Annotated in this window: 24 protein-coding genes and 2 pseudogenes; 3 read left to right on the top strand and 23 right to left on the bottom strand. The window is 72.8% G+C overall.

Translation table 11 applies throughout. From position 1 onward, the window contains the following. Nucleotides 1–181: 181 nt before the first annotated feature. From groL to ACIPM1_RS03270, 4 genes are all read right to left on the bottom strand, one after another. Nucleotides 182–1,807: a chaperonin GroEL gene (gene groL, locus ACIPM1_RS03285; RefSeq protein WP_402428237.1), complete on the bottom strand. Its 1,626-nt coding sequence runs from the start codon at nt 1,805–1,807 to the stop codon at nt 182–184. 115 nt (nt 1,808–1,922) lie between these two features. Next, nucleotides 1,923–2,231: a co-chaperone GroES gene (groES, locus tag ACIPM1_RS03280; RefSeq protein ID WP_014178834.1), complete on the bottom strand. Its 309-nt coding sequence runs from the start codon at nt 2,229–2,231 to the stop codon at nt 1,923–1,925. 352 nt (nt 2,232–2,583) lie between these two features. Next, nucleotides 2,584–3,399: a polysaccharide deacetylase family protein gene (locus ACIPM1_RS03275; protein WP_402428234.1), complete on the bottom strand. Its 816-nt coding sequence runs from the start codon at nt 3,397–3,399 to the stop codon at nt 2,584–2,586. After that, entirely contained in the window at nt 3,396–4,337 is a 942-nt protein-coding gene (locus tag ACIPM1_RS03270) for a polysaccharide deacetylase family protein (protein WP_402428231.1), read from the bottom strand. The genes ACIPM1_RS03275 and ACIPM1_RS03270 overlap by 4 nt, the downstream gene beginning before the upstream one ends. Nucleotides 4,338–4,442: 105 nt before the next feature. Here ACIPM1_RS03270 and ACIPM1_RS03265 point away from each other — a divergent pair, with 105 nt between their 5' ends. Then, nucleotides 4,443–5,612: a methyltransferase domain-containing protein gene (locus tag ACIPM1_RS03265; protein ID WP_402429373.1), complete on the top strand. Its 1,170-nt coding sequence runs from the start codon at nt 4,443–4,445 to the stop codon at nt 5,610–5,612. A 46-nt stretch (nt 5,613–5,658) separates the two neighbouring features. Here the strand turns inward: ACIPM1_RS03265 and ACIPM1_RS03260 are convergent, their stop codons facing one another. The 10 genes from ACIPM1_RS03260 to tsaB form a co-directional block, all read right to left on the bottom strand. Then, entirely contained in the window at nt 5,659–6,915 is a 1,257-nt protein-coding gene (locus ACIPM1_RS03260) for an RNA polymerase sigma factor (protein WP_402428228.1), read from the bottom strand. 50 nt (nt 6,916–6,965) lie between these two features. Next, the gene (locus ACIPM1_RS03255) at nt 6,966–7,322 is read right to left on the bottom strand and encodes a YciI family protein (RefSeq protein WP_356193763.1); all 357 of its coding nucleotides are present in this window, start codon (nt 7,320–7,322) and stop codon (nt 6,966–6,968) included. 163 nt (nt 7,323–7,485) lie between these two features. After that, nucleotides 7,486–8,505 (bottom strand): LCP family protein, encoded by a 1,020-nt coding sequence (locus ACIPM1_RS03250; RefSeq protein WP_402429370.1) that lies wholly within the window; start codon nt 8,503–8,505, stop codon nt 7,486–7,488. A gap of 526 nt (nt 8,506–9,031) precedes the next feature. Continuing rightward, nucleotides 9,032–9,463: an ester cyclase gene (locus ACIPM1_RS03245; RefSeq protein ID WP_402428225.1), complete on the bottom strand. Its 432-nt coding sequence runs from the start codon at nt 9,461–9,463 to the stop codon at nt 9,032–9,034. 241 nt (nt 9,464–9,704) lie between these two features. Then, the gene (locus ACIPM1_RS03240) at nt 9,705–11,285 is read right to left on the bottom strand and encodes a cation acetate symporter (RefSeq protein WP_402429367.1); all 1,581 of its coding nucleotides are present in this window, start codon (nt 11,283–11,285) and stop codon (nt 9,705–9,707) included. A 26-nt stretch (nt 11,286–11,311) separates the two neighbouring features. Next, entirely contained in the window at nt 11,312–11,758 is a 447-nt protein-coding gene (locus tag ACIPM1_RS03235; RefSeq protein ID WP_402428222.1) for a DUF485 domain-containing protein, read from the bottom strand. Between the two features lie 141 nt (nt 11,759–11,899). Next, entirely contained in the window at nt 11,900–12,169 is a 270-nt protein-coding gene (locus ACIPM1_RS03230) for a hypothetical protein (RefSeq protein ID WP_402428219.1), read from the bottom strand. Then, entirely contained in the window at nt 12,166–13,275 is a 1,110-nt protein-coding gene (gene tsaD / locus ACIPM1_RS03225) for a tRNA (adenosine(37)-N6)-threonylcarbamoyltransferase complex transferase subunit TsaD (protein WP_402428216.1), read from the bottom strand. The genes ACIPM1_RS03230 and tsaD overlap by 4 nt, the downstream gene beginning before the upstream one ends. Beyond that, complete coding sequence (rimI, locus tag ACIPM1_RS03220; protein WP_402429365.1) at nt 13,268–13,780, bottom strand: ribosomal protein S18-alanine N-acetyltransferase; 513 nt, start codon at nt 13,778–13,780, stop codon at nt 13,268–13,270. The genes tsaD and rimI overlap by 8 nt, the downstream gene beginning before the upstream one ends. Before the next feature lie 59 nt (nt 13,781–13,839). Next, on the bottom strand, nt 13,840–14,493 hold the full coding sequence (gene tsaB / locus ACIPM1_RS03215) for a tRNA (adenosine(37)-N6)-threonylcarbamoyltransferase complex dimerization subunit type 1 TsaB (protein ID WP_402428213.1): 654 nt from the start codon (nt 14,491–14,493) through the stop codon (nt 13,840–13,842). Nucleotides 14,494–14,614: 121 nt separating this feature from the next. On the opposite strand from tsaB, the gene ACIPM1_RS03210 reads away from it, so the two are divergent. Next, nucleotides 14,615–15,166, top strand: coding sequence for a hypothetical protein (locus tag ACIPM1_RS03210; protein ID WP_402428210.1), 552 nt, complete (start codon nt 14,615–14,617; stop codon nt 15,164–15,166). Between the two features lie 2 nt (nt 15,167–15,168). Here ACIPM1_RS03210 and ACIPM1_RS03205 read toward each other — a convergent pair whose 3' ends face one another. The 6 genes from ACIPM1_RS03205 to ACIPM1_RS03180 form a co-directional block, all read right to left on the bottom strand. Continuing rightward, nucleotides 15,169–15,369 carry a hypothetical protein gene (locus ACIPM1_RS03205; RefSeq protein WP_356193748.1) on the bottom strand — a complete coding sequence of 67 codons (201 nt, stop codon included), beginning with the start codon at nt 15,367–15,369 and terminating at the stop codon, nt 15,169–15,171. 232 nt (nt 15,370–15,601) lie between these two features. Beyond that, nucleotides 15,602–16,123, bottom strand: a complete 522-nt coding sequence (gene tsaE, locus ACIPM1_RS03200; protein ID WP_356193746.1) for a tRNA (adenosine(37)-N6)-threonylcarbamoyltransferase complex ATPase subunit type 1 TsaE — start codon at nt 16,121–16,123, stop codon at nt 15,602–15,604. Next, on the bottom strand, nt 16,089–17,345 hold the full coding sequence (locus tag ACIPM1_RS03195) for an alpha/beta fold hydrolase (protein WP_402428207.1): 1,257 nt from the start codon (nt 17,343–17,345) through the stop codon (nt 16,089–16,091). Before ACIPM1_RS03195 ends, tsaE begins: the two co-directional genes overlap by 35 nt. A 180-nt stretch (nt 17,346–17,525) precedes the next feature. Then, nucleotides 17,526–18,740, bottom strand: a complete 1,215-nt coding sequence (alr, locus tag ACIPM1_RS03190) for an alanine racemase (protein ID WP_356193741.1) — start codon at nt 18,738–18,740, stop codon at nt 17,526–17,528. A gap of 226 nt (nt 18,741–18,966) precedes the next feature. Beyond that, nucleotides 18,967–20,397, bottom strand: a complete 1,431-nt coding sequence (locus ACIPM1_RS03185; RefSeq protein WP_402428203.1) for an NAD(P)H-hydrate dehydratase — start codon at nt 20,395–20,397, stop codon at nt 18,967–18,969. A gap of 222 nt (nt 20,398–20,619) precedes the next feature. Then, on the bottom strand, nt 20,620–20,991 hold the full coding sequence (locus ACIPM1_RS03180) for a holo-ACP synthase (RefSeq protein ID WP_356193736.1): 372 nt from the start codon (nt 20,989–20,991) through the stop codon (nt 20,620–20,622). Between the two features lie 365 nt (nt 20,992–21,356). Here ACIPM1_RS03180 and ACIPM1_RS03175 point away from each other — a divergent pair, with 365 nt between their 5' ends. Further along, nucleotides 21,357–23,006 carry a hypothetical protein gene (locus tag ACIPM1_RS03175; protein WP_402428200.1) on the top strand — a complete coding sequence of 550 codons (1,650 nt, stop codon included), beginning with the start codon at nt 21,357–21,359 and terminating at the stop codon, nt 23,004–23,006. A 151-nt stretch (nt 23,007–23,157) separates the two neighbouring features. On the opposite strand, the pseudogene ACIPM1_RS03170 reads toward ACIPM1_RS03175, so the two are convergent. From ACIPM1_RS03170 to ACIPM1_RS03160, 3 genes and pseudogenes are all read right to left on the bottom strand, one after another. Beyond that, a pseudogene (locus tag ACIPM1_RS03170) lies at nt 23,158–23,707 on the bottom strand (IS5 family transposase); the annotation flags it as partial. 132 nt (nt 23,708–23,839) lie between these two features. Continuing rightward, nucleotides 23,840–24,670, bottom strand: a pseudogene (locus ACIPM1_RS03165) (IS5 family transposase). Nucleotides 24,671–24,801: 131 nt separating this feature from the next. Continuing rightward, nucleotides 24,802–25,934 (bottom strand): transposase (locus tag ACIPM1_RS03160; RefSeq protein WP_402428197.1); only part of this gene is annotated, 1,133 nt, incomplete at its 5' end.

Raw genomic sequence — 25,934 nt, 5'->3', positions numbered from 1 at the left:
GCCGGCCGCGAACGCCGTCACCCACGGCCTCCTGCACTGAGGCGCGGTTCCCGGTGCCCGGGGGCGGCCGGGGCGTGCTTCGAATGACGTCGTGGGACGCGCGTAGGCCCGGCCCCCCGCCAGGGGGACCGGGCCTACGGTGGGCTCGGCGCCGTAGCTCAGTACGGCTCGCCGGGCTGCGTCAGTGGGCGTGGCCGTGGCCGTGGCCCGCGGCGGCCGGCTCTTCCTCTTCCTTCTTCTCGACGACCAGGGTCTCGGTCGTGAGGAGGAGGGAGGCGATGGAGGCGGCGTTCTCCAGGGCGGAGCGGGTGACCTTCACCGGGTCGATGACGCCGGCCTTGACCAGGTCGCCGTACTCGCCGGTGGCGGCGTTGTAGCCGTTGCCCTTGTCCAGCTCGGCGACCTTGGAGACGATGACGTAGCCCTCCAGGCCCGCGTTCTCCGCGATCCAGCGCAGCGGCTCGACGGCGGCGCGGCGGACGACGGCGACACCGGTGGCCTCGTCGCCGGTCTTGCCAAGGTTGCCCTCGAGGACCTTGACGGCGTGGACCAGGGCGGAGCCACCACCGGAGACGATGCCCTCCTCGACCGCGGCGCGGGTCGCGGAGATGGCGTCCTCCAGACGGTGCTTCTTCTCCTTCAGCTCCACCTCGGTGGCGGCGCCGACCTTGATCACGCACACGCCGCCGGCCAGCTTCGCGAGGCGCTCCTGGAGCTTCTCGCGGTCCCAGTCGGAGTCAGTGGACTCGATCTCGGCCTTGATCTGCGCGACGCGGCCCTCGACGTCCTCCTTCTTGCCGGCGCCGTCGACGATCGTGGTGTCGTCCTTGGTGACGGTGATGCGGCGGGCGGAGCCGAGGATGTCCAGACCGGCCTGGTCGAGCTTGAGGCCGACCTCCTCGGAGATGACGGTGGCGCCCGTGAGGACGGCCATGTCCTGCAGCATCGCCTTGCGGCGGTCGCCGAAGCCCGGAGCCTTGACGGCCACGGCGTTGAACGTGCCGCGGATCTTGTTGACGACCAGGGTCGACAGGGCCTCGCCGTCGACGTCCTCGGCGATGATCAGCAGCGGCTTCGAGGCGTTGGCCTGGATGATCTTCTCGAGGAGCGGGAGCATGTCCGCGATCGCGGAGATCTTGCCCTGGTGGATCAGGATGTACGGGTCGTCGAGGACGGCCTCCATACGCTCCTGGTCGGTCACGAAGTACGGCGAGAGGTAGCCCTTGTCGAAGGCCATGCCCTCGGTGAAGTCCAGCTCCAGACCGAAGGTGTTGGACTCCTCGACGGTGATGACGCCGTCCTTGCCGACCTTGTCCATGGCCTCGGCGATGAGCTCGCCGACCTGCTGGTCCTGCGCGGACAGCGCGGCGACCGCGGCGATGTCGGACTTCTCGTCGATCGGGCGGGCGGTGGCCAGCAGGTCGTCGGAGACGGCCTTGACCGCGGCGTCGATGCCCTTCTTCAGGGCGGCCGGGGAGGCACCGGCGGCGACGTTCTTCAGGCCCTCGCGCACCAGCGCCTGGGCGAGCACGGTGGCGGTGGTGGTGCCGTCGCCCGCGATGTCGTTGGTCTTGGTCGCCACCTCCTTCACCAGCTGGGCGCCGAGGTTCTCGTACGGGTCCTCGACCTCGACCTCGCGGGCGATGGTGACGCCGTCGTTGGTGATGGTGGGCGCGCCGAACTTCTTGTCGATGACGACGTTGCGGCCCTTGGGGCCGATCGTCACCTTGACCGTGTCGGCAAGCTTGTTGACGCCGCGCTCGAGGGCGCGACGGGCGTCCTCGTCGAACTTCAGGATCTTCGCCATGGCAGCGGGAGCCCTCTCGGAAATCTGGGTGAAAAAGAAACTGCGCCCCGGGCGCCCGGCTTCTTATCGGTCGCGGGGGCCAGGGGCGCAGCTCACAGCAGGAATGCTGAGGTGATTACTTCTCGATGATCGCGAGCACGTCGCGGGCCGAGAGGACGAGGTACTCCTCGCCGTTGTACTTCACCTCGGTGCCGCCGTACTTGCTGTAGAGAACGACGTCGCCGACGCTGACGTCGAGCGGAAGGCGGTTGCCGTCCTCGAAGCGGCCCGGGCCCACGGCCAGGACGACGCCCTCCTGGGGCTTCTCCTTGGCGGTGTCCGGAATGACCAGGCCCGAGGCCGTGGTCTGCTCGGCGTCCAGCGGCTGGACCACGATGCGGTCCTCGAGCGGCTTGATGGCAACCTTGGAGCTGGCGGTCGTCACGATCCGACCTCCCCCTTCGGAGATCTCACGGGGTTAACTGTCTGAGGTGGCGACCAGGTCGATCCGTCGTCGCGGGTGCCGGACCTGCCCGTCGCTGTGTTGGCACTCTCCAGGGGGGAGTGCCAGACCTGAGACTATGACCGTCGTTAGCACTCGGTCAAGCGGAGTGCCAATTGCCTGCGACGCGTCGCGAGGGTTCCTTGTGAGCGTGGGGTTGTGCAGCCCACCGTCTGCTGGTGTGGCCGGCCCCGGGAGCCGCCGCCCCCGGAACCCCGCCTCGGCCTGGACGGCCTCGTCCTCGAACTCCCCCAAGCTCTTCGAGCAGGGGGTGCCCCCGACAGGCTCTCTTGCGTCACAGGTAGTCCTGCAGCCGCCCCACCGTCAGACCCCGTTCCTGGATCCGGCGCAGCAGGCGTGTCGTGCGTTCGCGCAGGGTCGGGCCGTCGAGGTCGTCGTCGTCCGAGGCGACGAGGAGGATGTCGCCGGGGCGCAGGCCGTGGTGGCCGTGGGTGAAGCGCAGGTCGGTGTCCGACATCGAGGCGCGCCACAGGACGACCGCCGAGACCCCGCAGTCGGCCGCCGCGCGCAGGGTCGTGCGGTCGAAGGCGCGGTACGGCGGCCGGAAGAGGCGGGCGCGGACGCCGAAGCGGGCGTGCAGCTTGTCCCGCTGGCCGCAGATCTCGGCGCGCTGGCTCGCGTAGGGCAGGCCGCGCAGCGAGGGGTGGTCGAGGGTGTGGTTCTGGAGGTCCGCGCCGACCGACATCAGGTGGGCGAAGTGCCCGTACTCCGGTCCGACGACCCGGTCCGTGAGGAACATGCTGACCGGCAGCCGCAGTTCACGGACCATGTCGACGAACCGCGGATCACGCTCCGCCCCGTCGTCGTAGGTGAGGAAGACGACCTTGTCGGAGGTCCGGACGTGGTCCACGACCGGGGGCGATCCCGGGCCGGCGGTGCCGGTGAGCCGGGGCCGGGCGAACGGGCGCGGGGGCGCGGGCAGCGGGGCCGTCAGGCCCCAGCGACGGTAGGGCTGCTCGGCGGCCGGGTCCGCGGGCCGTACCCGCTGGGCCGCCTTCCTGCCGAGCCGCTCGATGGGGTCGACCGACGGCGCGCAGCCGGTCAGCAGCGCGGCCGCGAGCAGGGCCGCGGCCACGCGCCGCGGGCTCACAGGTAGTCCTCCAGCCGGGCCACCGCGTACCCCTCGGCCGTGACCTTGTCCAGGAACCGGCGCATGTCGTCGATCATCGTGCCGTTCCATTCCCCCGGCCCGCGGAAGTGGGTGAGGACGATGTCGCCGGGGTGGATCCGCTGGTCGTTTTCGCGGTACTCCCAGCGGTCGACGAAGACCTCCTCGTTCCAGATCGGCGCGTACTCGATGCCGCAGGACTTGGCGGCGTCCAGGGTGTCCTGGTTGTAGTTGCCGTAGGGCGGGCGGAAGACCTTCGGCCGCTTGCCGAACTGGCGCCGCATGATGTCCTGCATGTCGCAGATCTCGCGCACCTGGTCCTCGTAGGACAGTCCCGGCAGGTAGCGGTGGTGCAGGGTGTGGTTGTCGAGGGTGTTGCCGTCGGCCTGCACCGTCCGGAAGTACCCGTAGTCGTCCTTCACCAGGTAGTTGCTGAGGAAGGCGGTGTACGGGATGTGCAGCTCCCGCATCATCTCCAGGAACTTCGGGTCCTTCTCCGCGCCGTCGTCGATGGTGAGGAAGACGACGCGCTCCCTGGTCGGGACGGTCGTGAAGACCGGGGGCAGGTCCCACTCCTCCTGGTTCGTCACCTCGAAGCCGGGGCGGGCGTGGATCCTCGGTTTGACGGCGGGCGGGGGCGGGGGTGTGAGCGGGACCCGCCCGAGGCCCCAGCGCCGGGCGGCGGCCGCCCGGGCCTCGTAGGCGGCGCGCAGGCGTCCGGCGTAGGAGTGGAGGGCGCGGGCCGGGGGCACCTGGAGGAGGGGCTCCTGGCCCGGGGCCGGCCGGATCCGGGTGGGGGAGGGCGTGCAGCCCGAGGCGAGGGCGGCGGCCACGAGGAGCGCGAGACCACCGCGGGGCACGGCCTTCCGGCGCACCGCCACCGGGGGGCGCTTTTTGTCATTTTGTACTACTACTCCCATGGCGCCGGATCTTCGCAGGCTTCCGCTCGGAACCCGAGCCGACACCGCGGCGGGAGGCGCACCGTCCACCGACTGGCCCACAATGAGCCGGTGAACGACCACCACCTGCGCGACTTCGCCCCGCTGCTCACCCCCGAGGGCCGCGCCCTCCTGGACGAGGTGCGCGGCACCGACCCCGCGGGAGAGCTCGCCGTCGCCACCCGGCTGCGCCGCGAGCACCCAGCCGAGTTGGTGTCGGCCGCGCTGGGGCAGGCGCGGCTGCGGCAGCGGGCGGCGGCGAAGTTCGGGGCCCAGGACGCGGAGCGAATGTTCTTCACGCCGAACGGGGTGGAGCAGTCGACCCGGACGAGCGTGGCGACCCACCGGGCGCACCGGTTCCGGGACCTCGGCGTGACCTCCGTGGCCGACCTGTGCTGCGGGATCGGCGGGGACGCGATCGCGCTCGCCCGCGCCGGGATCCGCGTGCTGGCCGTGGACCGGGACGCGCTGACGGCGGCCGTGGCGCGGGCGAACGCCGAGGCGCTGGGGCTGGCCGACCTGATCGAGGTCCGGGAGGCGGATGTCACCGAGGTCGACACCTCGGCGTACGACGCCGTCTTCGTGGACCCCGCGCGGCGCGGCGGCCGGGGCCGGATCTTCGACCCCGAGGCGTACTCGCCGCCGTTGTCCTGGGCGGTAAACACCGCGCTCGAGGCCCCCCGGGCGGCGCTGAAGGTCGCCCCGGGCATCCCCCACGAGGCCGTCCCCGCCGAGGCCGAGGCCGAGTGGATCTCCGACGGCGGGGACGTGAAGGAGGCGGTGCTCTGGTTCGGCACCGAGCCCGGCCGCGTCCGGGCCACCCTGCTCCCCGGCCCGCGCACCCTGCTCGGCCGCGGCCTGCCCGACCCGGAGGTCCGCCCCGTCGGCCGCTTCCTGTACGAGCCCGACGGCGCCGTCATCCGGGCCCACCTGGTCGCCGAGGCCGCCGAGGAGCTCGAGGGGGGCCTGCTCGACGAGACCATCGCCTACGTCACCGCCGACACCCTGCGCCCCACGCCGTACGCGCGCGCCTACGAGATCACCGACCGGCTCCCCTTCAACGTCAAGAAGCTGAAGGCCCTGCTGCGGGAGCGCGAGGTCGGCGTCCTGACCGTGAAGAAGCGGGGCTCGGCGGTCGAACCGGAGGAACTGCGCCGCAAGGTGCTGCCCAAGCCGCACGGACGGAACACGGCGACGGTGTTCCTGACCCGCGTCGCGGGAGCCCCGACCATGCTGCTCGGCCACCCGGCGGACTGACGGGGGCGGCGCGGGCCGGGCCGGACGGGTGAGCGCGCCCGGCGGCTCAGCCGGACGCGGCCGCGCGGCGGAGCAGCAGGGCCCGTTCGCGGGTGTTGCGGGTGAGGGACGCAGCCCGCTCGAACTCCGCGCGGGCCTCCGCCGGGCGGCCGAGCCGGGTCAGGAGGTCGCCGCGGACGCTGGGGAGCAAGTGGTAGTCGCGCAGGGCCGGTTCGGCGGCGAGGGCGTCGACCATCTCCAGCGCCGGGGCCGGGCCGTCCGCCATCGAGACGGCCACCGCGCGGTTCAGCTCCACCACCGGGGACGGGGACCGGGCGGCCAGCAGGCCGTACAGGGTGGCGATGGCGGGCCAGTCGGTCTCCTCGTAGGTGAGCGCGTGGGCGTGGCAGGCGGCGATGGCGGCCTGGAGGACGTAGGGGCCGGGGGCTCCGGTGGCCACGGCGTCGGCGCGGGCCAGGGCGGTGACGCCACGGGCGATGAGCATGCGGTTCCAGCGGCGCCGGTTCTGGTCCTTGAGCAGCACCGGCTCGCCGTCCGGGCCGGTGCGTGCGGCGGCGCGCGACATCTGGAACTCCAGCAGCGCGGCCAGCCCGTGCACCTCGGGCTCCTTGGGCATCAGCCCGCTCAGCAGCCGGGCCAGGCGCAGCGCGTCCTCGCACAGGGCGGGGCGCAGCCAGTCGTCGCCGGCCGTGGCGGCGTAACCCTCGTTGAAGACGAGGTAGATGACGTCGAGCACGGAACCGAGGCGGGCCTCACGGTCGGGTCCGTACGGCACCTCGAAGGCGATGTTCCGGGTGGCCAGCGTCCGCTTGGCGCGCACGATGCGCTGGGCGACCGTCGGCTCGGGCGCGAGGAAGGCGCGGGCGATCTCGGCCGTGGTCAGGCCACCGAGCAGCCGCAGGGTGAGGGCGATGCGCGCCTCGGCGGACAGCACGGGGTGGCAGGTGGTGAAGACCAGCCGCAGCAGGTCGTCGTCGATGTCGTCCGGGCCGGAGGGCTCCTCCGGCCCGGACGTGGTCTCCAGGTCGCGCCCGATCTCGGCCAGCTTGCGGGCGTACCGCTCCCGGCGGCGCACCAGGTCGACGGCGCGGTGGCGGGCGGTGGTCATGAGCCAGGCGCCGGGGTTGTCCGGCACCCCGTCCCGGGGCCACTGCTCCAGCGCCGCGACCAGCGCGTCCTGGGCCAGCTCCTCGGCGATGCCGACGTCCCGCACGATCCGGGCCACGGCGGCGACGACGCGCGGCGACTCCAGCCGGAAGACGGTTTCGAGGGCGCCGGAGGGCCCGATGGGCTGCCTGTCCACTTCCACAGTTCCCCATGCAACACCCCCGGCGGCCCCCGGCCAAGGAGGACTCAGCCCTCGGCGATCTCCCGCACCTCGCAGGTCACCGTCCAGAAGTCCTCGTGGACCTTCAGGAACCGCTTGGTCCACTCCAGGGCCTCGGCCATGTCCTTGCACTGCATGAGCGCGTAGCCGCCGACGACCTCCTTGGACTCGGTGAACGGGCCGTCGGTGACGGAGATCTTCCCGCCCTCCCAGTGCACCCGGGCGCCCTGGGCGGAAGGGGTCAGCCCGGCCGTGTCGAGCATGACCCCGGCCTTGGTGATCTCCTCGATCAGCTCCCCCATCCGCTGCGTCAGCTCGCAGCTCGGGCCCTCGGCGGGAGCGGTGGACTCGTCGATCTTCACGAGCGACAGGTAGCGCGGCATGGTGTCTCCTCGGGTCGAGTACGGGGCCCTTCCCCGCCTCTCACCCGTGCGTCGAACGGGGACACCGGGAATCGACACCCGCGCCGGATTTTCCCGAGGATTTTTCTCCGGGGGCGTTCCCGCAGGTGGGTGGGGGTTCCTGTCGGCGGTGGACGGTGGATGGTCAGCGCAGGGACGCCCAGAGGCGGCTCGCCGCGGGTTCCTCGGCCACCACCCGGTCGGGGTCGGACGGGGCCGGCACCACCGGCATGGTCACCGTTCTCACCCGGCCGGCCGACAGGCCCCTCAGGCTCTGGCCCAGGCGGGTCAGCTCGCCCAGCGAGTCCAGGCCGGTGTCCGTCGTCAGGCTGCCGGTCACCGTGTCGGCGACCCGGTAGAGCCGGGCCGGATCGGCCGGCAGGCCGGTGGCCCGGATCTGCTCCAGCAGCGCCTTGACGAGTTCCTGCTGCAGACCGATGCGGCCGAGGTCGCTGCCGTCGCCGATGCCGTGCCGGGTGCGGGCCAGGGCCAGCGCCCGGGTGCCGTCCAGGTGGTGGGTGCCCGCCGGCAGGTGCAGACGGCTCCGGTCGTCGTCGATGTCCTCGCCGGTGGTGACGGTGACGCCGCCGAGGGCGTCCACGAGCTTCGCGAAGCCCGAGAAGTCGATCTCCAGGTAGTGGTCCATGCGGACGCCGGTGAGCGACTCGACGGTCTTGACCGCGCACACCGGGCCGCCGACCGCGTAGGCGCTGTTGAACATCACGGCGTCCGCCTCGTCCGTCCGCTCGCCGGACGGCAGCGGGCAGGACGGGCGCGTCACCAGTGTGTCCCGGGGGATGCTCACCACAGTGGCCGTCCGGCGGCCCGCGTCGACGTGCACGACCATCGCCGTGTCGGAGCGAGCGCCCTCGCTGTCGCCGCCGCCGAGCCTGCGGTTCTCCTCGCCGCTGCGCGAGTCCGAGCCCAGCACCAGGATGTTCAGCGCCCCGCTCGGCAGGGCGGCGGCGGGCACCGCGGACGCCGCCGAGGAGGCCTGTGGCCGGGCCGGCCGGTCGTCACCGAGCGCGTTGCCGATGTCCACGCTCCTGATGTTGTGGTTCAGGTGCCAGTACGCCCAGCCCGCCGTCCCCACGCCCAGCACCAGGGCGCCCGCGAGAGCGAGGCCCGCGGCCCTCAGCGCGGCCGGCCGCCGGCCGGTGCGTATGGCGGCGTCCTCGCCTCCGCCGCTCCCGCCGCCGCCCTCGCCCGCGCTCCCTGTGCCGCCCTCGCCGGCGCTCCCTGTGCCGCCCTCGCCGGCGTCGCCCGCGCTCCCCGTGCCGTCCTGTCCCGTCACGCCGCCCCCTCGCGTCGTCTCCCACGTCGCTTCCCGCGTCGTGTGCCCGTTCGAGGAGGAACGTAAGTCCGGATTATCAGGGGATGGTGAGAAGCGGCGCGCTGAGGTGCACTTCTTCGGAAAATCTCATGTTCCGGCAGGGCGCCGGCCGGGCCCGCGGCCCCCCGCTTCGAAAGTTTCGAGACCGCGCGGGGCCGGGTCCCGCTCACCCCGCGGGCGGTGCGGTGCTGCTCGGCGCCTCCCCCAACCCGGAGTTCGCCGGGTTCCAGCCTCGTCCGCCGCGGAAGTACGGCACACCGCCCGGCTGACCCTGACGGGTCCGGTGCGGGTGCTGGGCACGGACCGGCGGCTGCGCTGCGGGACGACCGCGGCGCAGCCGGACGTAGTTGACTGAGGGTCAGGCCCCCATGCGCTCCGTCAGGCCGAGCTGGGCCATGATCGAGCCGGAGTCGAGGTAGGCGCGGGCCTCCTGGACCTTGCCGTTCTTCACCTCGTAGACGTCGACCGCGTGCACCGTGACCGGGCGTCCCGTGGCGGGCACGGTGCCGACGTTCAGCTTCAGGTCGCCGGTCTGGGTTCCGCTGCCCGTGTATTCGATGACCACCGTGTCCCCCTGCGCCGTGAGGTGGTCCAGGGTGAACTTCCCGTCGGGCATGGCCTCGAACAGTGCCTTGGCCAGCTGGGTGAAGCCCTCGGGGCCCTGCAGGGTCCTGCCGCTGCCCTCGTCGATGAGGGTGCAGTCGGGCGCCACGGAGCCCGCGATGGAGTCGTAGTCGCGGTTGTTCCACGCCTGGAAAAGGCCGCGGACGAATGCCTCGTTGTCTGCCATAAGATCCTCCGCCACATCATCCCCCGGTCGCCCCCCGCTTCCCCTTCCATGCTGACTCCGCGCAGCGGCCCCTGCATCTCGGCAGCGGCCCGGCACCACGGCAGAGTTCCGGCCGGGCACCGGCCGGTCCCACCGGCCGGTGCCCAGGGGTCGTGCCCGCGTGGTCCGCCGCCACTCCGGGCCCGATTCCGGCCGCTCGCGGGGTGCTTCCGGAGCGTGGAGCAGGGCTACGGTCCGGGCGTCAGCCCGCTCGTCGTGTCGCCCCCGCCAGGATCCAGGCCTCGACCGCCTCGTACTGCCGGCGCTGCTCCTCCGCCTTGCGCCGCCCGGAGACCATCGTCCCCGCCCAGCCGAGGGCGAAGCCGAGGGGGACGGAGACCAGGCCGGTGGTGGTGAACGGGAACCAGTTGAAGTCGGCGTTCGGGAAGGCGGCGGCGGGGGATCCGGAGACCAGGTTGGTGCCGGTCATGAGGACGACGGTGGCGAGGGATCCGCCGATCAGGGTCCACAGCAGCCCGGTGCGGGTGTAGCGCCGCCAGAACAGGCTGTAGACGAGGGCGGGCGCGAGCGCGGAGGCCCCCAGGGACGCCGACAACAGGGCCAGCGGCTGCAGGTTGCGGTGCTGGACGAGGGTGGCCAGCAGGATGGTGGGGGCGCCCACCGCCAGCGCGGACACCCGGGCGATGGTCATCTCGCGGCGTGGGGTGGTGCGCTTGGCCAGGCTGGCGAGAAGGTCGTGCGCGAGGGTGTTGGCGCAGGCCAGGATCATCCCGGCGACCGACGCGAGCAGGGTGAGGAAGAGGGCCGTCGTGACGACGGTGAACAGGAAGGTCTCGGCGGTCGACACCTCCGCCCCCAACGCGGCCCGCGAGCCCAGCAGATACGCGGTCCTGCCCGTCGGGTCGGCGCCCGCGATCGCGGCGCGCCCGACCAGCGCCGTCGCGCCGAAGCTGACGACCGTGACGATCAGCATGAAGAGGGCCACGCTGGGCACCGCCCAGGACATCGACCGGCGCACCTGCCGGGCGCTGCGTGCCGTGTACATGCGCATGGTGACATGGGGCAGACAGGCGCTGCCGAGGACGACGGTGAGCTCTGAGCTGATCATGTCGAGCCGGGGTTCGGGGCCGCCCGCGAACTGGAGACCCGAGCGCAGGAAGGCCGGCCCCACGTCCCCGTGGGCCGCCGCGGCGGAGAACAGCTCGCCCGGGTCCCAGTCGAACTGCCGGAGGATCAGTGCGGCCACGACGGCACCGGAGCCGAGCAGGATCACGATCTTCAGGATCTGGATGAGGGCCGTGCCCTTCATGCCGCCGATCGCGGCGTAGCTGATCATCAGGGCGCCGATTCCGACGATGCAAGCCGTCTTCAGCGAGTCGCTGGAGAAGCCGAGGACGAACGCCATCAGATCACCGGTGCCCGCCAGTTGGATGAGCATCATCGGCACCAGCGCCGTGATCGTCGCGGCACACGCGGCGATGCGCACGCTGCGTCCGGGCATCCGGAGCGCGAACACGTCGCCCATCGTGAACCGGCCCGCGTTGCGCAGCGGTTCGGCCAGCAGGAACATCAGCAGCATGAGGGAGAGCGCGATGCTCAGCGCCAGGACGACGCCGTCGTAGCCGAAGACGGCGATCACCCCGCCCGTCGACAGGACGGTCGCGGCGGATATGTAGTCCCCGGCGATGGCCAGGCCGTTGCGCATCGGCGACAGCGACCCGTACCCCGTGTAGAACTCGTCGAGGTCGTCCCTGTCGGGGCCCGTCATCACGCACAGGAACAGGGTGATCGTGGCGACCGTCGTGAACGCCACCAGGGACATCGCCTGCGCCGAGTGGCTGAGACCGGTCACCGTGCCCCTCCCCGCCCGGCGCCACGCTCGGCCTGCTCGCGGATGCGGCCCGCGAGCGGATCGATCCTGCGGCGCGCCGAGTACTCGTACAGCGCGACGGCCAGGCAGGTGACGGGTACTTGGAGCAGGCCGAGCAGCAGCCCCGTGGTCAGACCGCCCGAGACGGTTCGCGTCGCCAGCGACGGCACGAACGCGGACAGGACGAGGAAGAGGGTGAAGTACCCCAGCGCCGTGAGGGCCGGCACGCGGCGCTGCAGACGGTAGGCACCGCGCAGAGGGCGAAGTTCGTCGAGGCGGCCGAGCGCCGGAGGGTTCTCCCCGTCGGACCGCGGCCGCGGTCGCGGGGGATGGGCAGGTCGCGCCGGCGGCTCGGGGAATGCCAGCTCGTACGGTGGGGCCGCGAACTGCGGGTGGTACTCGGGGGACGGGAACGCGTCCGGCATCCCGTTTCTCCTTGCGCGCTCAGGGCCCGGAGGGGACCGAGGGGAAGCGGGGGGTGAGCGCACGCTACTCGCCAGTACTGATCTGCGCCAGACTCCGGGCGAGCCGAGACCGTCCCGGACATCACCGAGACCTCCTCGGCCCTACGCCCCGCCCCGGTCCTCCCCCGCCGACTCGAACCGCCAGCGGTGCACCTCGCGGGTGACCAACTCGCCGTCCGGCTCGGGCAGTTCCGGGAGGTGGGCGTCGTACTCCGCGTCCCACCAGGTGACCACCAGGACACGGTCCTGCGGGGCACGGAAGAATTCCCGGCGCACCGGCCGCGCGGCGAGTTCCTGTGCGCGGGCCCAGGCCAGGAGCTCCTCGCCCCGGCCGGGGACCGCGCGCGCCTCCCACATGAGGGCGACGGTCATGAGTAGAGGTTCTCCTTGCTCACCTCGTGCACGTGGTCGTGGTCGTGGCCGTCGCCGCCCGGCACGTGCGGGTCCGTCACCGGCAGGGACGAGTCCGCCGACAGATCCCAGCTCGACGCCGCACGCCCCCGGCTCACCATCTCCGCGCCGAGCGCGGCGACCATCGCCCCGTTGTCCGTGCACAGCTTGGGGCGGGGCACCCGCAGCCGGATCCCGGCCGCCTCGCACCGCTCCTGCGCCAGCGCGCGCAGCCGGGAGTTGGCCGCGACACCGCCGCCGATCATCAGGTGGTCGACGCCCTGGTCCTTGCAGGCCCGCACGGCCTTGCGGGTCAGCACGTCCACGACCGCCTCCTGGAAGGAGGCCGACACGTCCCGCACCGGGACCTCCTCCCCCGCCGCCCTCCTGGCCTCGATCCAGCGGGCGACCGCCGTCTTCAGGCCGGAGAAGGAGAAGTCGTAGGCGGGGTCGCGCGGGCCGGTCAGGCCGCGCGGGAAGGCGATCGCCTCCGGGTCGCCCTCCTTCGCGTACCGGTCGATCACCGGGCCGCCGGGGAAGCCCAGGTTCAGCACGCGCGCGATCTTGTCGAAGGCCTCGCCGGCCGCGTCGTCGATCGTCGCGCCCATCGGGCGGACGTCGGAGGTGATGTCCGTGGACAGCAGCAGGGAGGAGTGGCCGCCGCTCACCAGCAGCGCCATGGTGGGCTCCGGCAGCGGGCCGTGCTCGAGCTGGTCCACGCAGATGTGGGAGGCGAGGTGGTTGACGCCGTACAGCGGCTTGCCGAGCGCGTAGGCGTACGCCTTCGCGGCCGAGACGCCGACCAGCAGGGCGCCGGCCAGGCCGGGGCCCGCGGTGACGGCGATGCCGTCCAGGTCCTTCGCCGAGACGCCCGCGTCCTTCAGGGCCCGCTCGACGGTGGGGACCATCGCCTCCAGGTGCGCCCGGGACGCCACCTCGGGGACGACCCCGCCGAAGCGGGCGTGCTCGTCGACGCTGGAGGCGACCGCGTCGGCCAGCAGGGTGGTACCGCGGACGATGCCGACGCCGGTCTCGTCGCAGGAGGTCTCGATGCCGAGGACGAGCGGCTCGTCGCGCATGTCAGTCATGGATGTCGGTTCCTTGTACGCCGTGGTCGGAGGGGGCGGGGGCACCCGCGGCGGGGCCGCTGCCGGACGCGGTGGACAGGCGCATCACCAGGGCGTCCACGTTCCCCGGCTGGTAGTAGCCGCGTCTGAAGCCGATGGGTTCGAAGCCGAAGCGCTCGTAGAGCTTCTGCGCGCGGACGTTGTCCACGCGGCACTCGAGCATCACCTCGGCGCACTCGAAGGCGGTCGCGGCCCGCAGCAGCTCGGTCAGCAGCCGGGAGCCGAGTCCGGTGCCCCAGTGGTCGCGGGCGACGGCGATGGTCTGGATGTCCCCCTGGTCCCCGGAGGCGACCAGCCCGGCGTACCCGACGATCCGTTCGTCCTCGACGGCGACGACGTACCGCCGCGTCGCCTCCGGGCCCCGGGAGTGCGCCAGTTCGGACCAGAACATGCCCCGGGACCAGGCGTCCTCGGGGAACAGGTCCTTCTCCAGTTCCAGCACCGGGTCGATGTCCCACCAGCGCATCTCCCGCAGCACGGGAGTCGCGGCACCGCCGGTGGCAGGTCCGGTCGTCGTCTGTCCCGTCACTTGGGGGTGACCACCTTGTAGTTCTTGGGCACCTGGGCGTCCGGCCGCCGCAGGTACAGGGGCCGGGGCGCGGGCAGCTCCTCGCCCGCGGCCAGCCTCTCGGCGGCCAGGCGGGCCAGGGCGGCGGCCGACACGTGCTCGGGCTCGTGGGTCTTCGGGAAGGTGCCGGGGTACAGCAGCGCGCCCGCGCCGACCGCGGGCAGGCCCCTGACCTCGTCGGCGATGTCGGCGGGCCGGTCGACGGCCGGGTCGGTGACACGGGTGCGGGAGTCGGCGTACCGCGCCCAGTACACCTCCTTGCGGCGGGCGTCGGTCGCCACGACGAAGGGTCCGGGGACGTCGGCCGCGTAGGCGAGGGCGTCGAGCGTGCACAGGCCGTGCACGGGGACGCCGAGCGCGAGCCCGAAGGTCTCGGCGGTCATCAGGCCGACGCGCAGGCCCGTGTACGGGCCGGGGCCGACGCCGACGGCGATGTCCGTGACGGCGTCCAGCTTCAGCCCCGCCTCGGCGAGCACCCGGTCGACGGCCGGCAGCAGCAGCTCTCCGTGCCGGCGGGCGTCCACCTGGCTCGACGAGGCGAGGACGGCCGACCCGTCGTGCAGGGCGACGGTGACGGCGGGGGTGGCGGTATCCAGAGCGAGCAAGAGCACGCAAACAGCCTACGGCTCCCGCGGCACGGGCACGGACGCCCGGGGCGGACACCGCTCGGCTGCTACCGTCACGCCGAGGTGGCCGGCACGACGTGACGACCCGACACGGAGGTGGTCGACGGTGGCAAGGGGCAGCTCGGCTTTCGTGGCCGCGCTCACCGCCGCGTCCGTCGCCACGGTCGGTTTCCTCGCCTACCGGGCGCAGGCGGGCGTGCCCCCGAACCTGGGCACCCGGCCCGGCGTGAGCGCGAAGCCCACAGCCACCAAGGCGCCCCGGGACTCCAGGAACCCCACCGCCCTGCCCTCGGGCTCCGGCGTCGGTGAGCGGGTCGTGTACTCGGTGGACGACGACCGGGTGTGGCTGGTCAGCGCGGACGAGCGGGTGGAGAACACCTTCCCGGTCATCCCGGGCAGCGTCGACCCGGCACCGGGCACCTACGCCGTCACCTCCCGGTCGCAGCAGGTCACCGGGACCGACGGCACCCTGGTCGAGCACGTCGTGCGCTTCACCGGCGTGCGCGGGGTCGTCATCGGCTTCAGCGCGGCGGTGGACGGGGCGGCCCCGGCACCGGACCCGGCCGTGCGGACCGGCGGCATCCGCGAGTCCCGCGCGGACGGCGAGACGATGTGGATGTTCGCGACGATCGGGCAGAAGGTCGTTGTCATCCGATAGGGCTAAGCCGCTTCACCGCGTTCTTCCGCCTTACGGGCGTCGCGGGTGCCGTGGACGTCCTGGGCGCGCTCCGGCGCCGGCTCCGGGTCGCGGGGCGGCCGTGAGATCACGTCGGCCGCGGCGCAGGAGGCCAGCAGGTCGCTCACACGGACACCGCCGACCCGGTACGGCCGCGGCTGGGGCGTGCTTCCGGTGGCCGACATGGCGCCTCCTGCGGGTCGGGGGCGACGGTAGTTAGGTATGCCTAACCACGATCTGCCTCCATGTGACCACGGCGAGGACACCGGACGCAAGAACATGCCGACGCCCTGTCGGAATGTTCACCTCCGCAGAGTCCGCGTGCTCGGGCGGCGTCCGGGGAGCGGCGGGTGGCCGTCGGGACGTTCAGGCCGTCAGGACGTTCAGGCCGTCAGGACCCTCAGGCCGTCAGGACGTTCAGGCCGTCAGGACGCTCAGGTCCACCGGTGACCACCGCTGCCCGAGCCCGGTCACCGTCACGTGCCGCACCTCGTCGGTCGTGTCGCCGACGGCCCGGTGGATGAGGATCTGCAGCCGCTCGTCGGTCAGTTCCTCGACCTTGCCCTCGCCCCACTCCACCACGACCACGGAGTCGGGCAGCGAGACGTCGAGGTCGAGGTCCTCCATCTCGTCCAGGCCGCCGGACAGGCGGTAGGCGTCGACGTGGACGAGCGGCGGACCGTCCCCGAGGGAGGGGTGCACACGGGCGATCACGAAGGTCGGGGAGGTGACGGCGCCGCGCACGCCGAGGCCCTCGCCGAGTCCGCGGGTCAGCGTCGTCTTGCCCGCGCCGAGCTCCCCGCTGAGCATCACGAGGTCGCCCGCGCGCAGCAGCTTGGCGACGCGGCGGCCCAGTTCCCGCATCTGATCCGGGGAGGTGACGGTGATCTCGACGGACACGGGGTCAGCCGGGCTGTGCGGTGCTGCTGGTGCTTCCATAGCCACCCACGGTAGCTCCTGCCGGGACGGCTCCCACGCGGGTCAGCAGGTCGGCGAGCCGGTCGGTGACGACCTCCGGGTGCTCCAGCATGACCAGGTGCCCGGCGTCCGGGACCAGCACCAGCTCCGCCCCCGGCAGCAGGTCGGCGATGGCCTCGCTGTGCTCGCTGGGCGTGACCAGGTCCTTCACCCCGGCCAGTATGAGCACCGGCATGTTCTGGAAGTGGGTGAGCGCGTCGGTCTTGTCGTGGTCGGTGAAGGCCGGGTAGAACTCGGCGACCACGTCGATCGGGGTGCCCTCGATCATCCGCTCGGCGAACCGGGCGATCGCCGGGTCGACGTCGCGTGACCCGAACGAGTAGCGCTTGATGACGCCGGCGAACAGGTCGGCTGTGGCCCGCCGCCCCTTCTCCACCAGATCGGCCTGCTGCCCGAGCGCCTTCAGCACCCCCGGCAGCACCCGGCGCACCGCGTTGACGCCGGCGACCGGCAGCCCGAAGTTGACCTCGCCGAGCCGCCCGGAGGAGGTACCGACGAAGGCGGTGGCGACGACGCGGTCGCGGATCAGCTCGGGGCACTCGGAGGCCAGCGCCATCACCGTCATGCCGCCCATGGAGTGCCCCACCAGCACGATCGGCCCCTCCGGCGCGGCCGCGTCGATGACGGCCTTCAGGTCCCGGCCGAGCTGGTCGATGCTGACCGGCACGTCGTCGCGCGTCTGGGCCACGCCCCGCGCGGACCGGCCGTGGCTGCGCTGGTCCCAGTACACGGTGCGCACCACGCCGCGCAGCGCGGCGCGCTGGAAGTGCCAGGAGTCCTGGCTGAGGCAGTAGCCGTGGCTGAAGACCACGGTGACGGGGGCGGGGGCCTTGCGGCCGAAGAGCCGGCGGCGGCGCGGGGCGAGGCTCGCCGCGATCTCCGGGTCGAGTTCGTCGACCTCGTAGTGGAGTTCGGTGCCGTCGTCGGCGTACGCCTTGCCGGGGGTGCCGCGCAGCGTCCCGTAGGGGCCCGCCGAGTCCAGGGCCAGCCGCGCCTTGCGCCGTATGCCGCGTCCCACGGTCATCCGCTCGATGGCGACACCGGCGGCCGCGCCCGCGGCGACCACGCCTATCGCGGCGCCCGCGACGCCCGTCGCCCTGCGCCAGCCGCCGGCGGCCCCCGCGGCGGAGACGGCGATCGCCGACGCGGACTGCGCGACGGACCCCGCGCTGCTCTCGCTCACGTACCGCTCCTCTTCGCCAAACTGATGTTCGCCGGGTGGGGTGTGGCCGGCCGTGCCGGCTCCGTTCGTCCTGGTGATTCTGGTCGTCCTGGTGCTGCCGGTGTCGGCGCCGTTCCTGTGCCCGGCCCGGTGGGGCCGGTGGTGGCGCGGGCCGGGGCCCTGTGCGGGTTACCCGTCCTGCTACCCGTCCAGGCCGCCGTCCCGTGCGTGGCCTTCGTCACCGCGTCCTTCGTGTCCCTCGTTCACATAGACGCGCGGAACGCGGGTTCCGATCCGTGTGACGACCTCGTAGGCGATGGTGCCCGCGGCCTGCGCCCAGTCCTCGGCGGTGGGTTCGCCGCGGTCGCCGGGGCCGAAGAGCAGCGCCTCGGCGCCGGCCTCGGGCTCGTCCCCGCCGAGGTCGACGACGAACTGGTCCATGGCGATCCGGCCCGCGACGGTGCGCCACTTGCCGCCGACCAGCACGGGGCCGGCCCCGGAGGCGTGGCGCGGGATGCCGTCCGCGTAGCCGACGGGCACCAGGCCGAGAGTGGTCTCGCCCGGGGTGACGTAGTGGTGCCCGTAGCTGACGCCGTGGCCGCCCGGCACGTGCTTCACCAGGGCCAGCGAGGCGGCCAGGGTCATCACGGGGCGCAGCCCGAAGTCGGCCGGGACGCCCAGCTCGGGGCTGGGCGAGATGCCGTAGAGGGCGATCCCGGTGCGGACGAGGTCGAAGTGGGTCTCGGGGAGGGTGAGCGTGGCGGGCGAGTTGGCGATGTGCCGCACCTCGGGGCGGACTCCCTGCCGCTCGGCGTGGGCCACCATCTCCCGGAAGAGGGTGAGCTGGGCGGCGATGGAGGGGTGGCCGGGCTCGTCGGCGCAGGCGAAGTGGGACCACAGCCCGGTGACGCGGACGAGCCCCTCGGCCTCGGCGCGCAGGGCCTCGGCGACGAGTTCGGGCCAGTCGGCGGGCTGGCAGCCGTTGCGGCCGAGACCGGTGTCGGCCTTGAGCTGCACACGCGCGGGTCGGCCCGCGGCGCGCGCGGCCGTACGGACCTCGGCCAGCGCCCACAGCCCGCTCACCGCCACGTCCAGGTCGGCCTCGACGGCCTCCCGCCAGGGGCCGCCCGGGGTCCACAGCCAGCACATGATCCGCACCGGCGGCGCCAGTCCGGCGGCGCGCAGGGCGAGGGCCTCCTCGGGTGTGGCGGTGCCGAGCCAGGTCGCCCCGGCTGCGAGGGCGGCGCGGGCACACGGGACGGCGCCGTGGCCGTACGCGTCGGACTTGACCACGGCCATCAGGGCCGCGCCGGGCGCCTGGGCGCGCAGGGCCCGCACGTTGGCCCGCAGGGCCGCCAGATCGATCTCGGCGCGGGCGCGCAGCGGTGCCGTCCGCGGGTGTGCTGTCTCAGTCATCGCGCCCCCAGTGTCTCAGAGCACCGGAACGCCCCCTCGGCACCCGGGCCCGGAACTCCGCGCGGCACACCCCGGTCCCGCTCCCATGACACCGATGCGGCCCGCCCGCGCCCCGGGCCCGACCGCGCACTCCCTTTCCTGCGGCGCCGGCGCGCCCGCGCGCGCCGGACGCGCCGGGCACCCCGGACGGGTCGGTCCCGTCGTCGGCCGTCCCGCCGCGCGGGCGTCAGTCGTGGACGTCTCGCCAGGCCTCCGGGATCGTCTCGGCCACGTCGTGGGCGCCGGCCGGGGCGCCCGCCGCGGCGAAACGGCCGGCCAGGCCGTGGAGATAAGCGGCCGCGCTGCCCGCGTCCAGCGGGGAGAGGCCCGCCGCCAGCAGGGACCCGGCGAGGCCGGACAGGACGTCGCCGCTGCCGGCCGTGGCGAGCCAGGGCGTGCCCGTCGGGTTGACGCGTACGGGGCCGCCGTCCGGGGCGGCGACCAGGGTGGTGGAGCCCTTGAGCAGGACGGTGGCGCCGTAGCGGGCGGCGAGTTCGCGGGCGGAGGACAGCCGGGCTCCCTCCACCTCCTCGCGGGCCACGCCGAGCAGGGCGGCGGCCTCTCCGGCGTGCGGGGTCATCAGGGTGGGCGCGGTGCGGGCGCGTACGGCGTCCCGGTGGGCCAGCCGCAGCCCGTCCGCGTCGATCAGCACCGGTACGTCCGCCTCCAGCACCTCGGCGACGGTGGCCGCGTCGTCCCCGGCGCCCGGGCCCACGACCCACGCCTGTACCCGGCCCGCCTTGTGCGGTCCCTGGTCGGAGACGAGGGTCTCGGGGAAGCGGGCGATCACCGCCTGCCCGGCGGGACCGACGTAGCGCACGGCGCCGGCTCCGCCCCGCAGCGCCCCCGACACCGCGAGCACGGCCGCCCCGGGATAGCGCGCCGAGCCGGCCGCGATGCCGACCACGCCCCGCCGGTACTTGTCGCTCTCGGCGGCGGGCCGCGGCAGCAGCGCGGCCACGTCGGCGTGCTGGAGTGCCTCGAGTTCGGGCTCGGCGGGCAGCTCGAGGCCGATGTCGACGAGGCGCACGGTGCCGGCGTGCTCACGTGCCGGGTCGACGAACAGCCCCGGTTTGTGCGTGCCGAAGGTGACGGTGAGGTCCGCGCGGACGGCGGCGCCGCGCACCTCGCCGGTGTCGGCCTCCACCCCGCTCGGCAGGTCCACGGCGACGACGGCCGCGCGGGAGCGGGCCGCCCGTTCGGCCAGCGGCGCCGCGTCCGAACGGAGCCCGCCCTTGCCGCCGATGCCGACGATGCCGTCGACCACCAGGTCGGCCCGGTCGATCAGCTCCTGCGCCGTGGCGGGGCGGGCGACCCCGCCGCCCGCGCGCCGCAGGGCCGCGAGACCGCCGGGGTGCGTGTGGTCGGGGGCGAGCAGCACCGCCGTGACGCCGGCGCCACGGCGGGCCAGCCGGGCCCCGGCGTACAGGGCGTCACCGCCGTTGTCGCCGCTGCCGACGAGGAGCACCACCCGGCGGCCGTAGACCCGGCCCAGCAAGTCCGCGCAGGCGGCGGCGAGTCCGGCGGCGGCGCGCTGCATCAGCGCGCCCTCGGGGAGCCGCGCCATCAGCTCACGTTCGGCTGTCCTGACCGTGTCCACGCTGTAGGCAGTACGCATGCGGTCGAGTCTGCCCCGGATGGGGCGGGTCCCGCACGCGCGGGGGCGGGTCCTACGCGCGCACGGGGGCGGGTCCCACGCGCAAGGGCGGCGCGTGGGAGCGCCCTCCGCGACGACCGCGGAATCACCGCCCGGTTCCTCGCCCAGCGACTCGCCCGGCCGCCCGTCCGCGCGACCGCCCGCCGTCCCCGCGACCGCCGTCTGCTCGACCGCCCCCGGCGGTCACCCCTCCGCGATCACCACGGCCGACGCCACCCCCGCGTCGTGGCTCAGCGACACGTGCCAGGAGCGGACCCCGAGTTCGGCCGCCCGCGCCGCCACGGTCCCCTTCACCCGCAGCCGGGGCTGCCCGGAGTCCTCGACGAAGACCTCCGCGTCGGTCCAGTGCAGCCCGGCCGGGGCGCCGAGGGCCTTGGCGAGCGCCTCCTTGGCAGCGAACCGGACGGCGAGCGAGGCCATACCCCGGCGCTCACCGCTCGGCAGCAGCAACTCGCTGTCCAGGAAGAGCCGTTGCGCCAGCGTGGGCGTCCGCTCCAGGGACGCCGCGAACCGGTCGATCTCGGCCACGTCGATACCGACCCCGATGATGCTCATGCCGAGCACCCTACGCGGCTAGGGGGCGTCTCCCTGATCCGTGGCCGAATGCGCACGGCACAGGCGCTCCACCGAAACCTGCCTGTCTGCCCCGGACGGCCGCGTGTGACCGGCGCTGTTCAGGTGAGCTGCCCCCGACACGACGGCAGTCACCGCCGCGCCGGTGGTGCGAGCTGCGTAACTGGGCTCCAAAACCAGACGAGCCGCCCGTTCCCCGAAGGCACGGTCCCGGACACACGTGACCCGCCGCGTGCACCGAGTGCGCAGGGAGTCGCGACAGCACGTCAGAGGCGCCGGAGCCATCCGGCCTTCGTCGTGACCCGACGTGGCCAACGGCTCGGCTCGGCAACCCCTCTGGAGGCTTCGTGCAGGTCTTCCGTAACCTGCGTTCGTTCATCGTCGCGGCCGCGCTCAGCCCGGCTCTGGCAGTCTTCCCCGCCTGGTCCGCCACGCCCGCTGCCGGCACCACGTCCCGGTCGGCTCCGGCGACCCGGTCCCCCGATTCCGGCGCCGCGGTGCACCACGACACCTCACCAACACTTCGTTCGCTGTGGGAGTCGTACGGGAATCTGCCCACCGCACCGTACACGGAACGGCCCAGGCAGAAGCTGCGGCCGCTCCGCAGCCAACCTCCGCACCACCTCGCCCCCGATCCGGTGGTACAGAACCACCAGGGCACCCGGCCCCGGATCCCGCTGCGCAACAACTTCGAGGGCATTCCGGGGGAGGGCCCGACTCCCCCGGACCCCAACTCCTCGGTCGGCTCCCGCCAGATCGTGGAGGTGGTCAACACCCGGCTGGCGGTGTACTCCAAGACGGGCGACCCAGTACTCGGGCCGCTGGCGACGAACATCCTGTGGAGCGGATTCGGCGGACTGTGCCAGACCACCAACTCAGGGGATGCCGTGGTCCGCTGGGACACCCTGGCCCGACGCTGGATCATCAGCCAGCTCGCCTTCAACCAGGCGCAGACCTCGTTCCGCCTGTGCGTGGGCGTCTCCAGCAACGAGGACGCCACCGGCTCCTACCACCGCTACGACTTCCGGTACCGGCACCTGCCCGACTACCCGAAGGTCGGGGTGTGGCCGGACGCCTACTACGTAGGCATCAACAACGCCGACCAGGATGTCGCGGAAGTGTGCGCCTGGGACCGTGAGCGGATGCTGCGCGGGGCCTCCGCCCAACAGCAGTGCTACAACGTTCCGACGCCGCCCCACAACAACTTCGCCGGCTTCCTGCTTCCCTCCGACCTCGACGGCAGGAACGCTCCCCCGCGCGATACGCCCAACACGCTGGTCACCATGGGCGCCACCGACGACACCCTGCAGTACTGGCGGTTCCACGTCGACTGGGCAAACCAGGGCAAGACCACCGTCACCGGCCCGGGCACCCTGCACGTGGCCCCTTACACCCGCGCCTGTGAGAACACGAATCCGGAGCGGTGCGTCCCGCAGGCCAACACCACCCAGACACTGGACTCGCTCTCCTACTGGCCCATGTACCGCCTCGCCTACCGCAACTTCCGCAACGGACGTCAGTCCCTGGTGTTCAACCACGCGGTCGACGCCAACGGCGGCGTGGGCACGCGCTGGTACGAGCTGCAGCTGCGCAATGGCGTGCCGGTCGTCGAGCAGCAGAGCACCTACGCGCCGGACGCCACCTACCGGTGGATGGGCTCCGTCGCCCAGGACGGAGACGGTGACATGGCCCTGGGCTACTCGCGGTCGTCCGCGGTGGACTTCCCCTCGATCCGCGTCACCGCACGCCTGGCGGACGATCCGGAGAACCTCATGACGTTCCAGGAGACCACCGTGCGCAACGGAGCGGCCTTCCAGAGCGGGAGCAACCGCTGGGGCGACTACACCTCCATGGCGATCGACCCGTCGGACGACTGCACGTTCTGGTACACCAACCAGTACCAGGAGACGCCGGGCCACGGGAACTGGCGCACGCGTCTCGCCTCGTTCCGGCTCCCCGGCTGCGGCCACGGTCACGGTCACGGTCACGGTCACTGACCGGACACCATCACCCGCGAGTGACGGACTCGACGGACGGCGGTCGGCCGTCCGCCCGGGCGACCCCGAACGCCGTGTGCCCCCAGCCGTCCGGCCGGGGGCACACCGCTCTCCCAGCACTGCGCCCACGCAGGCGGGTAATTCACTGCTGCTCGACGAGGTACTGGCGATAGCCGCCGTCGACCCACACCTTGCGGATACCGGGATGCCCGGAGGCAACCTGGTCGAGCAGCTGGATGCCGGCCACGGAGTCCTGAACACTGGCCGCGGTGACCAGCACTGCCAGCAGGAGGCCGATCGTGTCGGTCACGATGCTCCGCTTCCGACCCACGATCTTCTTGCGCGCATCCGTGCCCTGGCTCGCGGCGGGGACGCTGGTGGAGGTCTTCACGCTCCGCGCATCGATCACACAGGCCGACGGCTCCGCATTCCGGCCCTCCTTTTGCCTCACCAACTCCCGCAGCAGGCCGTTGAGCTGGGCAAACACCCCCTCCTTCTGCCACTTGGCGAAGTAGCCGTAGACGGTCTCCCAGGGCGGGAAGTCGTGCGGCAGGTAGCGCCACTGCACACCGGTGCGGTCCACATAGAGGATTGCATCCATGATCTCGCGCAGTTCGTGTTCGGGGGACCGCCAGAACCGGCTCGATCAACCCCCAGCGGGCATCGGACAGATCACCCGGATACGGACGTCGCGCACTCATGACCCGGGCATACCGTGCCGAGCTGAGTGCGCCCAGGCGTGCACCTGTGGCCGCGGAAGCAGGGTTTGGAACAGGGCGTCTTGGAATAAAACAGGCGCACGCCGCATCCCGCCTTAGGTTCTGTCTCTGTGGTCAGCGCCGTGTCCAGATGAGGATGGCGGCGAGATGGAGGGCGGCCTGGTAGGCGATGGCGAGTTTCTCTGTTCGTGTGGCCAGGCCGCGCGCCACTGCTTGAGGCGGTTGATGCACCGCTCGACGGTGTTGCGCTGCTTGTAGGCGTCCACGTCGAAGCCGGGCGGGCGTCCGCCTTGGCGCCCCGCCGCAGACGGTGGCCGATCTGGTCTGACGGCTGCGGGATGACCGCGCGGATCCGCCTGCGGCGCAGGTGGCCGCGGATCGCCCGGGATGAGTAGGCACGGTCGGCCAGGACCATGGCGGGGCGGGTCCGGGGCCGGCCAGGGCCGGTTCTCGGCACCCGGATGCGGGCCATGACCGTCTCGAAGGCAGGCGCGTCACCGGCCTGGCCCGCGGTGAGGGCGAGAGCCAGGGGCCGTGCATGGGCGTCTGCGGCCAGATGGATCTTGGCGCTCAGCCCGCCCCGGGAGCGTCCGAGCGCGTGGTCGGCGGGCTCGCTCCTGCCTTCAGCCCCCTTTTGAGTGCTCCGGCAGCGTGCTGGTGGGCTCGGACGACAGTGGAATCGACCGACACGGTCCAGCCGATGTCGTCAGCGGCATCGGCTGCCGCGAGGACGGCGGTGAAGATCCTCCCCCACGTGCCGTCGACGGCCCACCTGATCAGCCGTTTGTGAGCGGTCCGGAACGAACCGAGTTCGTCGGGCAGGTCCCGCCAGGGCGAGTTGGTGCGGTACTTCCACGCGATGGCCTCGAGCGTGCGGCGGTGGTCGGCCCACCGCCGTCCTCGGACCGGATCGGCCGGCATCAGCGGCTCGATCCGATCCCACATCGCATCAGTGATCACTAAGCGGACAGGCACATCCGATCAACTGATGAACCCATCAAAGAGACACGCTCTAGAAGGCTCATGAAGATCTTGGTGAGGGGCTGTCCGGCCGGAGGCCGGGCAGCCCCTCTTTGCTATGCGGTGGCCGGGGCGAGTTGCCAGTTGCCGCCGGTGCGGGTGAGCCCGAGGTTGATCAGTCGGCGGAGGTTGAGGGCGGCGGCTCGGGTGTGGAGCCAGGTGTCGTTGTTGATGGTGCCGCGGTAGCGGAGTCTGCGGTTGCCGTGCTGGACGAGCCAGGCGACGGCGCGTTCGACCGGTGGTCGCCAGCGGCGGTAGTCGGCTTGCCAGTCGGGGTCGGTGGCGGCCTGGCGGCGGGCGGCCGTTTGCAGGTCGTGGTGGGGGCGGATGGTCAGGATGCGGCCGGCCTTGGCCTTCGTGCACCGCTGGCGGAGGGGGCATCCGGTGCACAGGTTCCCGAAGGCCCCCTTGCGCTGGTTGTGCTGTCCGCCGGCCTGCGAGAGGGCAACGGTGTGCCTGGCGGGGCAGGTGACCGTGGCGGCGGCGGTGTCGATGTCGAAGTCGTCCAGAGTGAAGCCGCCGGGGCCGGCGGGCCTCAGCGGAGCGGGCTTGAAGAACAGCCGGTGCCCCGCCTGGTGCAGGGCCTGGCGCAGGTCGCCGGCGGAGTAGGCGGTGTCGCCGAAGGCGTCGACCGGGCTCTCCTCGTCGGCCAGCAGGTCCTGGCCGACGGCGGCCTCGTGGTGCTCGGCTCCGGCGCCGGGCCGCAGAGCCACGGCGGTGTATAAACCGGTCTCGGGCTCGATGGCCAGGTGGGCCTTGTATCCGTCCTGCTGGTGGGTGCGGGTCTTGTGGATGTGGCGGGCTTCGGAGTCGACGGTGGACACAACGCGGCCCGGAGCGGTCCCCCGGCTGATGCGCCAGCGTCCGTCGCGGCCGTCGGAGTCCTCGGCCGGCTCCACGTCCTGCCCGGCGACCAGCGCCAGCAGACCGACGGCGTTCGCCGCCTTCTCGCCCAGTTCCTGCTCGGGCAGGTGGCCCAGCAGCCGCAGGGCATCGGTGACCAAGGCGTCCACGAGGTCGGCGCGGGCCTGCTCGTCATTCCAGGCGATGCGGGGTTTGCCGGGATCGGTGTAGTCGTGCGCGGTGCACTGCAGGGCAGCGACCTCGGCGGCGTGGGGGACTTCGCGGATCACCGCGCGGACGGCGGCGATGATCTGGGTGACGGTGTCCTGGGTGGCGACCGCGTCGT

Origin of the sequence: Streptomyces sp. NPDC086766 (assembly GCF_044746005.1) — a bacterium.
Taxonomy (GTDB): domain Bacteria; phylum Actinomycetota; class Actinomycetes; order Streptomycetales; family Streptomycetaceae; genus Streptomyces.
The sequence above is the reverse complement of the archived record's forward strand: the minus strand, read 5'-3'. Positions and strand labels throughout refer to the sequence as shown.

Coding starts and splice junctions, on each gene's coding strand:
- groL (WP_402428237.1), bottom strand. CDS start 1,807: ATGGCGAAGATCCTGAAGTTCGACGAGGACGCCCGTCGCGCCCTCGAG.
- ACIPM1_RS03270 (WP_402428231.1), bottom strand. CDS start 4,337: ATGGGAGTAGTAGTACAAAATGACAAAAAGCGCCCCCCGGTGGCGGTG.
- ACIPM1_RS03255 (WP_356193763.1), bottom strand. CDS start 7,322: ATGCCGCGCTACCTGTCGCTCGTGAAGATCGACGAGTCCACCGCTCCC.
- ACIPM1_RS03245 (WP_402428225.1), bottom strand. CDS start 9,463: ATGGCAGACAACGAGGCATTCGTCCGCGGCCTTTTCCAGGCGTGGAAC.
- ACIPM1_RS03240 (WP_402429367.1), bottom strand. CDS start 11,285: ATGTCCCTGGTGGCGTTCACGACGGTCGCCACGATCACCCTGTTCCTG.
- ACIPM1_RS03235 (WP_402428222.1), bottom strand. CDS start 11,758: ATGCCGGACGCGTTCCCGTCCCCCGAGTACCACCCGCAGTTCGCGGCC.
- ACIPM1_RS03230 (WP_402428219.1), bottom strand. CDS start 12,169: ATGACCGTCGCCCTCATGTGGGAGGCGCGCGCGGTCCCCGGCCGGGGC.
- tsaD (WP_402428216.1), bottom strand. CDS start 13,275: ATGACTGACATGCGCGACGAGCCGCTCGTCCTCGGCATCGAGACCTCC.
- rimI (WP_402429365.1), bottom strand. CDS start 13,780: ATGCGCTGGTGGGACATCGACCCGGTGCTGGAACTGGAGAAGGACCTG.
- ACIPM1_RS03205 (WP_356193748.1), bottom strand. CDS start 15,369: ATGTCGGCCACCGGAAGCACGCCCCAGCCGCGGCCGTACCGGGTCGGC.
- tsaE (WP_356193746.1), bottom strand. CDS start 16,123: ATGGAAGCACCAGCAGCACCGCACAGCCCGGCTGACCCCGTGTCCGTC.
- alr (WP_356193741.1), bottom strand. CDS start 18,740: ATGACTGAGACAGCACACCCGCGGACGGCACCGCTGCGCGCCCGCGCC.
- ACIPM1_RS03185 (WP_402428203.1), bottom strand. CDS start 20,397: ATGCGTACTGCCTACAGCGTGGACACGGTCAGGACAGCCGAACGTGAG.
- ACIPM1_RS03180 (WP_356193736.1), bottom strand. CDS start 20,991: ATGAGCATCATCGGGGTCGGTATCGACGTGGCCGAGATCGACCGGTTC.